This is a genomic window from Oceanicola granulosus HTCC2516, assembly GCF_000153305.1.
GTDB lineage: Bacteria > Pseudomonadota > Alphaproteobacteria > Rhodobacterales > Rhodobacteraceae > Oceanicola > Oceanicola granulosus.
On record NZ_CH724107.1, the window covers coordinates 1061474 to 1069596 of the forward strand.

At 70.9% G+C, this 8123-nt stretch carries 10 protein-coding genes; 7 read left to right on the forward strand and 3 right to left on the reverse strand.

The annotated features are described in order from the left end of the window. The first annotated feature begins 100 nt into the window (after positions 1-100). The 5 genes from OG2516_RS05005 (at position 101) to OG2516_RS05025 (ending at position 5224) form a co-directional block, all read left to right on the forward strand. On the forward strand, positions 101-973 hold the full coding sequence (locus tag OG2516_RS05005; RefSeq protein WP_007254541.1) for an ABC transporter permease: 873 nt from the start codon (positions 101-103) through the stop codon (positions 971-973). Then, positions 970-1782 carry an ABC transporter permease gene (locus tag OG2516_RS05010; protein ID WP_007254542.1) on the forward strand — a complete coding sequence of 271 codons (813 nt, stop codon included), beginning with the start codon at positions 970-972 and terminating at the stop codon, positions 1780-1782. The genes OG2516_RS05005 and OG2516_RS05010 overlap by 4 nt, the downstream gene beginning before the upstream one ends. A 108-nt stretch (positions 1783-1890) precedes the next feature. Next, positions 1891-2571 (forward strand): type 1 glutamine amidotransferase, encoded by a 681-nt coding sequence (locus tag OG2516_RS05015; protein ID WP_007254543.1) that lies wholly within the window; start codon positions 1891-1893, stop codon positions 2569-2571. Beyond that, complete coding sequence (locus OG2516_RS05020; protein ID WP_007254544.1) at positions 2568-3923, forward strand: glutamine synthetase family protein; 1356 nt, start codon at positions 2568-2570, stop codon at positions 3921-3923. The genes OG2516_RS05015 and OG2516_RS05020 overlap by 4 nt, the downstream gene beginning before the upstream one ends. Before the next feature lie 8 nt (positions 3924-3931). Then, positions 3932-5224 carry an NAD(P)/FAD-dependent oxidoreductase gene (locus OG2516_RS05025; RefSeq protein ID WP_007254545.1) on the forward strand — a complete coding sequence of 431 codons (1293 nt, stop codon included), beginning with the start codon at positions 3932-3934 and terminating at the stop codon, positions 5222-5224. Between the two features lie 7 nt (positions 5225-5231). Here the strand turns inward: OG2516_RS05025 and OG2516_RS05030 are convergent, their stop codons facing one another. The 3 genes from OG2516_RS05030 to OG2516_RS05040 all read right to left on the reverse strand — a co-directional run bounded on the left by OG2516_RS05030 (position 5232) and on the right by OG2516_RS05040 (position 6485). Beyond that, positions 5232-5741, reverse strand: coding sequence for a MarR family winged helix-turn-helix transcriptional regulator (locus tag OG2516_RS05030; protein ID WP_007254546.1), 510 nt, complete (start codon positions 5739-5741; stop codon positions 5232-5234). A 79-nt stretch (positions 5742-5820) separates the two neighbouring features. Further along, positions 5821-6084, reverse strand: a complete 264-nt coding sequence (locus OG2516_RS05035; RefSeq protein ID WP_007254547.1) for a succinate dehydrogenase assembly factor 2 — start codon at positions 6082-6084, stop codon at positions 5821-5823. Beyond that, positions 6081-6485, reverse strand: coding sequence for a helix-turn-helix domain-containing protein (locus tag OG2516_RS05040; protein WP_007254548.1), 405 nt, complete (start codon positions 6483-6485; stop codon positions 6081-6083). Before OG2516_RS05040 ends, OG2516_RS05035 begins: the two co-directional genes overlap by 4 nt. A 73-nt stretch (positions 6486-6558) precedes the next feature. Between OG2516_RS05040 and OG2516_RS05045 the strand changes: the two genes are divergently transcribed. Together OG2516_RS05045 and OG2516_RS05050 are read left to right on the forward strand one after the other, a co-directional pair. After that, positions 6559-7761 carry a pyridoxal phosphate-dependent aminotransferase gene (locus tag OG2516_RS05045; protein ID WP_007254549.1) on the forward strand — a complete coding sequence of 401 codons (1203 nt, stop codon included), beginning with the start codon at positions 6559-6561 and terminating at the stop codon, positions 7759-7761. Between the two features lie 21 nt (positions 7762-7782). Continuing rightward, a partial coding sequence (locus tag OG2516_RS05050) for an MATE family efflux transporter (protein WP_007254550.1) occupies positions 7783-8123 on the forward strand: 341 nt, incomplete at its 3' end.

Genomic DNA, 8123 nt, shown 5'->3' on the forward strand with positions numbered 1-8123 from the left:
CCGTCCCGCACCGGCGCGACGCCGATGAGCGCCTCCTCCGCCCCCCGCCGGCCCGGCACCGCCCGGCCCACCGCCCCAGGCGCGGAGGGCTGAGCGCGTCATGTGCACCGATCCGGAAACCCTGAGCGGGCTGAGCTGGCTCTTCTGCTACCTGACGACGGGCAAGCACCTGGCCTTCTACGGCGCCTTCGGCACCGTGCTGCTGCTGCTCGCCATCACCGCGCCGCTCGCGCTCGCCTTCGGCTTCGCCGGCGCCACCGTGGCGCGCGGGCCGGCGCCGCTGTCGTGGCTGGGCAAGGGCTACATCGCCATCGTGCGCGGCGTGCCCGACATCGCGTTCTTCCTGTTCTTCGTGATCGCGCTCGACCAGATGTTCGAGTACGTGCGCCACAGGGCCAAGTGCCCCGACTGGGACCAGCCGATCTACCAGGGCAACGACTTCGTCGTCTGCGCCGCCGCCAAGCTGCCGCTGTCGACGTCGCCGCAATGGGTGCACGAGGCCTACGGCTTCGGCGTCGCGGTGCTCACCTTCGCCATCGTCTTCGGCGCCTTCGCGGCCAACGTGCTCTACGGCGCGATGCGGGCGGTGCCGCGCGCGCAGATCGAGACGGCCGAGGCCTACGGGCTGACGGGGGCGCAGATCTTCCGCCGCATCCTGGTGCCGCAGATGTGGGTCTACGCGCTGCCGGGGCTGTCGAACCTGTGGATGGTGCTGATCAAGGCGACGCCGCTGCTGTTCCTGCTGGGCGTCGAGGACATCGTCTACTGGGCGCGCGAGCTCGGCGGGACGAAGACGCCGCAATTCACCAAGTACCCGCACCCGGACTGGCGGATGTGGTACTTCCTCGCGCTGCTCGTCTTCTACCTGATCTTCACGCGCATCAGCGAGATCGTCCTTGAACGGCTGATGCTGCGGCTGACGCACGGGCAGGCGACGATGGGCGGCGAGCGGCAACGGAGGGCGGGCGGATGAGCTGCACCGAGACCATCGCCGACTACGCGCTGCGCAGCCTCGGCTACGGCGAGCGGCTGCTGCCGCGCACCGACTTCACGCTCTGCCAGCAGGTCACGCTGATCGGCTCGGGGATGCTGTGGAACATCTACTTCGGCGCCGTCGCGCTGCTGTCGGGCTTCCTGCTCGCCAACGCGGTGGCGCTGGGCAAGGCGTCGCGCTCGCGCTGGACGCGCAAGCCCGCCGAATGGTTCGTCTTCGTCGTGCGCGGCTCGCCGCTCTTCATCCAGTTCTTCTTCGCCTACTTCGCGTTCCTGTCGCTGAAGAGCCGCTACCCGTTCTTCGACATGTTCACCTCGGCGTGGCTCGGCGCGGCGATCGTGCTGTTCCTCAACACCGCCGCCTATTCGGGCGAGATCTTCTACGGCGCGCTGCGCTCGATCCCCAAGGGCGACATGGAAGCCGCCGACGCCTACGGGCTGTCGGGCTGGCACAGGTTCCGGCGGATCACCTGGCCGACGATGCTGCGCCTCGCCTGGCCGGCCTACACCAACGAGGCGATCTTCCTGTTCCACGCCACCACGCTGGTGTTCTTCACAGGCTTCCCGGCGCGCCAGCAGAAGGGCGACGCGCTCTACTACGCCAGCTACTTCGCCGACAAGACGTTCAACCCGTTCGTCCCCTACCCGATCCTGGCGCTGTACTTCATCGCCGTCACCCTCGGGATCATCGCGCTGATGGGCCACATCAACCGCCGCCTCAACCGCCACCTGCCCCAGGCCCAGCGCAGCCGCGCCCGGTTCCGGCCCGGCACGCTGCTGGCACGCTGAGGACGCCTCCGGCGGGCATATTTGCGGCCAGATGAAGCGGCGCGCGGAGGGCCTTGTGGCCCGGCGCGCGCGCCGATAGCGTCCGGGCTGCACAGCAATTGGTGTTTCATGCACATCGGCATCCTGCAGACCGGCCACGCGCCGGACGCCCTGCGCCCCGCCCTCGGCGACTACAGCGACCTGTTCCAGAGCCTGCTCGACGGGCGCGGATTCGAGTTCACCACCTTCGACGTGGTCGACATGGCGTTCCCCGACGGCCCCGACGCCGCCGAGGGCTGGCTCATCACCGGCTCGCGCCACGGCGCCTACGAGGAGCACCCGTTCATCCCGCCGCTCGAGGCGCTGATCCGCGACATCCACGCCGCCGGCAGGCCGCTCGTCGGGATCTGCTTCGGCCACCAGATCATCGCGCAGGCGCTCGGCGGACGCGTGGAGAAGGCGCCCGGCGGCTGGGTCGTGGGGCGCCAGGCCTACCGCTGGGGCGACGAGGAGGTGGCGCTGAACGCCTGGCACCAGGACCAGGTCGTCGCGCTGCCCGAGGGCGCCGAGCGCATCGCCACCTCGCCGGCCTGCCGCAACGCGGCCTACGTGATCGGGCCGCACGTCTTCGGGGTGCAGGCGCATCCGGAGTTCGACGACCGCTTCATCGAGGGACTGATCGAGCACCGCGGCGACGCGATCCCGCCCGAGCTGCGCGACGAGGCCCGCGCCGGACTCGGCCGGGGCAGCGACAGCGCCGCGCTCGCCGACCACATCGCGCGGGTGCTGCAGGGCGGAGGTGCGGCATGAGCGACTGGCTCAACTCCCTGCCCTCGGCGGCGCGCGCCTACCTCGAATCGACCGGCCTCGACGAGGTCGAGTGCGTCATCGCCGACTTCCCCGGCATCGCGCGCGGCAAGGCCGTCCCGGCCGGCAAGTTCCAGCGGCTGACGCACTTCCACCTGCCGAACTCGATCTTCTACCAGACGATCACCGGCGACTGGGGCGAGGAGGCGGCGCAGGACGGCTTCACCGAGCCCGACATGATCCTGCGCCCCGACATGGAGACCGCGACCGCCGCGCCCTGGGCCGACGACGGCACGCTGCAGGTGATCCACGACGCGTTCGACCAGGCGGGCGATCCGATCCCGCTCGCGCCGCGCAACGTGCTCAAGCGGGTGGTGGAGCTCTACCGCGCGCAGGGCTGGGAGCCGATCGTGGCGCCGGAGATGGAGTTCTACCTGGTCGGGCGCAACACCGACCCGGCCAAGGAGATCGTGCCGATGATGGGCCGCACCGGACGGCCCGCCGCCGCCCGCCAGGCCTACTCGCTCACCGCCGTCGACGAGTACGGGCCGGTGATCGACGACATCTACCACTTCGCCGAGGTGCAGGGCTTCGAGATCGACGGCATCACCCAGGAAGGCGGCGCCGGGCAGGTCGAGATCAACCTGCGCCACGGCGATCCGGTCAAGCTCGCCGACGAGATCTTCTACTTCAAGCGGCTGATACGCGAGGCGGCGCTCAAGCGCGACTGCTTCGCCACCTTCATGGCCAAGCCCATCGAGGGCGAGCCCGGCAGCGCCATGCACATCCACCACTCGGTGAGCGACGCCGAGGGACGCAACCTGTTCACCGGCGAGGACGGCGCCGAAACGGATGCCTTCTTCCACTTCATCGGCGGGCTGCAGCAGCACCTGCCGAGCGTTGTCGCGCTGCTGGCGCCCTACGTGAACTCCTACCGCCGCTACGTGAAGGACCACGCCGCGCCGATCAATCTCGAGTGGGGCCGCGACAACCGCACCACGGGCATCCGCATCCCCGTCAGCGACCCGGCCTCGCGGCGGGTGGAGAACCGGATCGCGGGGATGGACTGCAATCCCTACCTCGGCATCGCGGCGTCCCTGGCCTGCGGCTACCTCGGGCTGCGCGACAAGCTGCGGCCCCACGAGCTCTTCGACGGCGACGCCTACGAGGCCGAGGACGCGATCCCGCGCGGCATCTACGCGGCGCTCGAGCAGTTCGACGCGGCCAAGGACATGCACGAGGTGCTGCACCCGGAATTCGCGCGGGTCTATTCCATCGTGAAGGCGACGGAGTACGACGAGTTCCTGCAGGTGATCTCGCCCTGGGAGCGCGAGCACCTGTTGCTCAACGTCTGAGGCGCGCCGTGAACCCGCTCTACAAGAACGACCCGCCCGGCCGCTACCCGCCGAGCTGGTACGCCGCGACCGCCGAACTCGCCGAGCCGCGCCCGCCGCTGCGCGGCGAGGTGCGTGCCGACGTGGCGGTGGTCGGGGCGGGCTACACGGGGCTGTCGGCGGCGCTGACGCTGGCCGGGCGCGGCTACAAGGTGGTCGTGCTCGAGGCGCACCGGGCCGGGTTCGGCGCCTCGGGGCGCAACGGCGGGCAGGTCAGCTCGGGCTTCAACAAGGACCAGCGCTGGCTGGCGAAGCGGCTCGGCGACGACACCGCGCGCCACCTCTGGGACATTGCCGACGCCGCCAAGGCGCTGGTGCGCGACTACGTCGAGGCGCACGCGCCGGGCGCGCGCTACTTGCCGGGCATCCTGCACGGCGAATGGAACGCGGCGGGCGCGGCCGAGGCGCAGGCCGACGCCGAGTGGCTGCGGCAGGCCTACGGCTACGAGACCGAGTTCCTCGACCGCGACGCCTTCGCGGCGATCTGCCCCTCGCCCGTCTATGCCGGGGGCGTGCTCGACATGGACGCCGGCCATGTCCACCCGCTGCGCCTCGTGCTGGGGCTGGCGCGCGCGGCCGAGGCGGCGGGGGCGGTGATCCACGAGCACACCGAGGTCACGGCGCTCGAGGGCACGACGGCCGTGACCGATGCCGGGCGGGTGGTGGCGGACCACGTGATCCTCGCGGGCAACGGCTACCTGCCGGCGCTCGAGCGGGACTACGCCGCGCGGGTGATGCCGATCAACTCGTTCATCGCCGCGACCGCGCCGCTCGGCGCGCGCACCGCCGACGTGCTGCGCCGCGACATCGCCGTCGCCGACAGCCGGTTCGTGGTGAACTACTTCCGCCTCTCCGAGGAGGGCGGGCTGCTGTTCGGCGGACGCGAGAGCTACGCCATCGGCTATCCCACCGACATCCTCACCGCGCTGCGGGCCCGGATGGAGCGGCTGTTCCCCTCGCTCGCGGGTGTGGAGATTACGCATCACTGGGGCGGCACCCTCGGGATCACCATGACCCGCCTGCCCTACGTGCGCCGCCTCGCGCCCGCGGTGCTGGCCGCGGGCGGCTTCTCGGGCCATGGCGTCGCCCTGTCGCTGATGGCGGGGCGGATCATGGCCGAGGCGATCGCCGGGCAGGCGGAGCGCTTCGACACGCTTTCGCGCCTGCCCGTGCCGCCCTTCCCCGGCGGCGCCGCCGCCCGTGCGCCGCTGCTGGCGCTGGCGATGACGTGGTTTTCCCTGCGCGACAGGCTGGGGCTTTGAGCCGGCGTCAGTAGATGTAGCGGATCCGGTCCGACCAGAACCGCTCCATCCGCTTGAGCGCGGTGTTCACGTCCTCGATCCCCTCCATGTCGATGACGCCCGTCTCGCGCATGTCGCGGGCGTGGGCGGCGAACAGCTTGGCGACGCTCTCGCGGACCTGCCGCCCCTTCTCCGTGAGGCGGACGCGGACGGCGCGGCGGTCGATCTCGCAGCGCTGGTGGTGCATGTAGCCCAGCTCGACCAGCTTCTTGAGATTGTAGGAGACGTTGGAGCCCTGGTAATACCCGCGGCTACGCAGCTCGCCGGCGGTGACCTCGTTGTCGCCGATGTTGAACAGAAGCAGCGCCTGCACCGCGTTGAGATCGATCAGGCCGAGCCGCTCGAACTCGTCCTTCACGACGTCGAGCAGCAGCCTGTGCAGGCGCTCGATCAGATTCAGCGCGTCGAGGTAGCTCGCCATGAAGACGACTTCGGCTCCCGGGGCGGGGGCGCTCTCGAGGGGCCTCAACATGCTCATTTCTGCTCTCCATGCTCCTGCTCTTCGACAGGTCATGGCGCAAGAGATGAAACATCCCGTTAAAGTCGCCGCAAAAAGTTCAGCGCCGGCCGGGTGCGGTCTCGGCGATGCGCGCGATCAGCGGCGCGTGGGCGGCGGGCACCGGCGCGGCGCCGCTGATCCAGGCGTAGAGGTCCTGGTCGCTCTCCTCGAGCAGGCGCTCGTAGGCGTCGAGCTCGGAGCCTGACAGACCGGCGAGGCGCGCGTCGGCGAAGGCCATCAGGAGCAGGTCCATCTCCTTCATGCCGCGCCGCATCGAGCGCATCCGCAGCCGCTTCAGCCGGGTCTCGTGCCTTTCGCTCATGCCGCGTCGGTCATCGCGCGGCGCAGCTGCTTCTCCAGCACGCCGAGCCGCTCTGCCATTCGGTCGGCCTGGGCGCGCAGCGCGCGCATCTCGGCCAGCACCGCGCTCACGTCGGGCGCGATCTCGGCCGCGCCGGGCGGCTCGACGCCCTCGCCGTGGCCCGTCAGCAGCCACCGCAGCGACACCGACAGCAGCCCCGACAGCATCTGCAGCTTGTTGGCCCGCGGCTCGGCGATGTCGTCTTCCCAGTGCTTCAGCGTCTGGTGCTTGACGCCGAGCCGGCGGGCGAGGTCCTTCTGGCTGAGACCGGCGGCCTCGCGGGCGGCGGCGAGGCGGTCGCCGAAGGTCGCGGCGTCGTCGCTGTACCAGCCCTCGGTGGACTCGGTGGCGCTCATATCCATGCCTTTCGCGCTTGTGCGTGATACGGGCCCTTCCTATGACATGGCGCCGCCCCTGATGCCACCGGAGCCGACCATGCAACTGCTTTCCGCGACACTCGACCGGGTGAAGCCCTCGCCGACGGTGGCCATGAGCGGGCGGGCGCTGGAGCTGAAGGCCGCCGGGCGCGACGTGATCGGCCTCGCCGCCGGCGAGCCGGACTTCGACACCCCGCCCCACGTCGCCGCCGCGGGGATCCGCGCCATCGAGGAGGGCCGGACCCGCTACACCGCCGTCGACGGCACCGCCGAGCTGAAGCGCGCGATCTGCGCCAAGTTCGCCCGCGACAACGGGCTCGATTACGGCCCCGCCGAGATCAGCGTCGGCACCGGCGGCAAGCAGGTGCTCTACAACGCCCTGATGGCGACGCTGAACCCGGGCGACGAGGTGGTCATTCCCGCCCCCTACTGGGTCTCCTACCCCGACATGGTCCGCCTCGCCGGCGCGACGCCGGTGATCGTCGAGGCGCCGCTGTCGGCGGGCTTCAAGATCACCCCGGCGCAGCTCGAGGCCGCGATCACCGGGCGGACCCGCTGGCTGATCCTCAACTCCCCGTCCAACCCCACCGGCGCCGCCTACAGCGAAGCCGAGCTGAAGGGCCTGACCGACGTGCTGCTGCGCCATCCCCACGTCTGGGTGCTCAGCGACGACATCTACGAGCACCTCGTCTACGACGGTTTCCGCTTCACCACCCCCGCGCAGGTCGAGCCCCGGCTCAAGGCGCGCACGCTGACGGTCAACGGCGTCTCGAAGGCCTACGCGATGACCGGCTGGCGCATCGGCTACGCCGCCGGCCCCGAGGCGCTGATCGCGGGGATGCGCAAGGTGCAGTCGCAGTCGACGTCGAACCCCTGCTCGATCAGCCAGTTCGCCGCCCTCGCCGCGCTCGAGGGCCCGCACGACTTCCTCGCCGAGCGCAACGCCGCCTTCCTGCGGCGGCGCGACATGGTCGTGGCGCGGCTCAACGAGATCGACGGGATCGACTGCCCGGTGCCGGAGGGCGCGTTCTACGTCTATCCCTCGATCAAAGGCCTGATCGGCAAGGTCTCGGCGGGCGGCACCGAGATCGCCGACGACGAGGCGTTCGCGATGGCGCTGCTCGACGAGGCGGAGGTGGCGGTGGTCTTCGGCGCGGCCTTCGGCCTCTCGCCCGCCTTCCGCATCAGCTACGCCCTCGCCGACGAGACGCTCGCGCAAGCCTGCGACCGCATCGCCCGGTTCTGCGCCGGGTTGCGGTGAGGCGGCCGACGGGGCGGGGTGATGCGCAAGACGCCGGAATACGCGCTGTTCACCCGGCTGTGGAAGGTCGACGGGCAGGTGCTGGCGCGGGTGTTCCGGCTCGGCCTGCCGATGGGGGTGACGGCGGTGGCGGAGGCGACGCTGTTCACGGTGTCGGCGGTGATGATGGGCTGGATCGGCGAGGTGCCGCTGGCGGCGCACGGGATCGCGATGCAGCTGAGCTCGATGACCTTCGTCGTCCATCTCGGCCTCAGCCAGGCGGCGACGGTGCGGGCCGGGCGCGCCTTCGGGCGGCGCGACGAGGTGGCGCTGCGCACCGGGGGTGTCGCCGCGCTGGCGCTGTCGGCGGCGATGGCGCTGCT